The organism is Kitasatospora sp. NPDC059146, from assembly GCF_042786665.1.
Taxonomy (GTDB): domain Bacteria; phylum Actinomycetota; class Actinomycetes; order Streptomycetales; family Streptomycetaceae; genus Kitasatospora.
The window spans coordinates 1-1,867 of sequence record NZ_JBHZCY010000265.1; the positions used below are offsets into that span (position 1 = coordinate 1).

Annotated in this window: 2 rRNA genes; both read left to right on the forward strand. The window is 54.3% G+C overall.

From position 1 onward, the window contains the following. Positions 1 to 1,431 (forward strand): 23S ribosomal RNA (locus tag ACFXPX_RS43815); the annotation flags it as partial. Positions 1,432 to 1,585: 154 nt separating this feature from the next. Beyond that, a 5S ribosomal RNA gene (rrf, locus tag ACFXPX_RS43820) occupies positions 1,586 to 1,698 on the forward strand. Positions 1,699 to 1,867 lie beyond the last annotated feature (169 nt).

Sequence of the window (1,867 nt, forward strand, 5' to 3'; positions counted from 1 at the left end):
GTCCCGGTCGCTGCATTGGAGAAGGCACTTAGGCAAATCCGGGTGCGGAATTCAAGGGTGTGGCGCGAGCTCCTTAGGGAGCGAAGCAATTGGAAGTGGTTCCAAGAAAAGCCTCTAAGCTTCAGTCTAACGATGACCGTACCGCAAACCGACACAGGTGGGCGAGATGAGTATTCTAAGGCGCTTGAGAGAACTCGGGAGAAGGAACTCGGCAAATTGGTACCGTAACTTCGGGATAAGGTACGCCCTTGTAGCTTGACTGGCTTGCGCCAGAAGGGTGAAGGGGTTGCAATAAACTGGTGGCTGCGACTGTTTAATAAAAACACAGCACTCTGCAAACACGAAAGTGGACGTATAGGGTGTGACGCCTGCCCGGTGCCGGAAGATTAAATGATGGGGTGCAAGCTCTTGATTGAAGTCCCGGTAAACGGCGGCCGTAACTATAACGGTCCTAAGGTAGCGAAATTCCTTGTCGGGTAAGTTCCGACCTGCACGAATGGCGTAACGATGGCCACACTGTCTCCTCCCGAGACTCAGCGAAGTTGAAGTGTTTGTGATGATGCAATCTACCCGCGGCTAGACGGAAAGACCCCATGAACCTTTACTGTAGCTTTGCATTGGACTTTGAACCGATCTGTGTAGGATAGGTGGGAGGCTATGAAACCGGAACGCTAGTTTCGGTGGAGCCGTCCTTGAAATACCACCCTGGTTTGTTTGAGGTTCTAACCTTGGCCCGTGATCCGGGTCGGGGACAGTGCATGGTAGGCAGTTTGACTGGGGCGGTCTCCTCCCAAAGCGTAACGGAGGAGTACGAAGGTACGCTAGGTACGGTCGGAAATCGTGCTGATAGTGCAATGGCATAAGCGTGCTTAACTGCGAGACCGACAAGTCGAGCAGGTGCGAAAGCAGGTCATAGTGATCCGGTGGTTCTGTATGGAAGGGCCATCGCTCAACGGATAAAAGGTACTCTGGGGATAACAGGCTGATACCGCCCAAGAGTTCATATCGACGGCGGTGTTTGGCACCTCGATGTCGGCTCATCTCATCCTGGGGCTGTAGCCGGTCCCAAGGGTATGGCTGTTCGCCATTTAAAGAGGTACGTGAGCTGGGTTTAAAACGTCGTGAGACAGTTTGGTCCCTATCTGCCGTGGGCGTTGGATATTTGAAGGGGGCTGCTCCTAGTACGAGAGGACCGGAGTGGACGAACCTCTGGTGTACCGGTTGTCACGCCAGTGGCATCGCCGGGTAGCTATGTTCGGAAGAGATAACCGCTGAAAGCATCTAAGCGGGAAACTCGCCTTAAGATGAGATATCCCTGGGGACTAGATCCCCTTGAAGGGTCGTTCGAGACCAGGACGTTGATAGGTCAGGTGTGTAAGCGCAGTAATGCGTTCAGCTAACTGATACTAATTGCCCGTAAGGCTTGATCCTATAACAAGTCTGCCTTGTAGATCTGCGCCGTGCGACAGCACCGGCCGCGATCCAAAGCGACAAGTTGGATTCTCGTGTGTGATACACACAACTCAAGATTACTGCTTCTTCCAGGATTGGTTGTGCTGCGAAGCCAGCGCAACAACCCTCTTTGCCTGATGACCATAGCGAGTCGGTCCCACCCCTTCCCATCCCGAACAGGACCGTGAAACGACTCTACGCCGATGATAGTGCGGATTCCCGTGTGAAAGTAGGTAATCGTCAGGCTCCCTAAGCCAGAAACCCCCGCCCGAAAGGCGGGGGTTTTTGCATTGGCGCGGCAGAAATGCACAAGGGATCGAGGCGGGCGGCCTGCCTGGAGCCGGGGCGCCGAACGCGCCGATCTAGGCGTCTGCCGTTCTCGAGCAATTCACAGCTCTGCGCCGCTGATCAAATC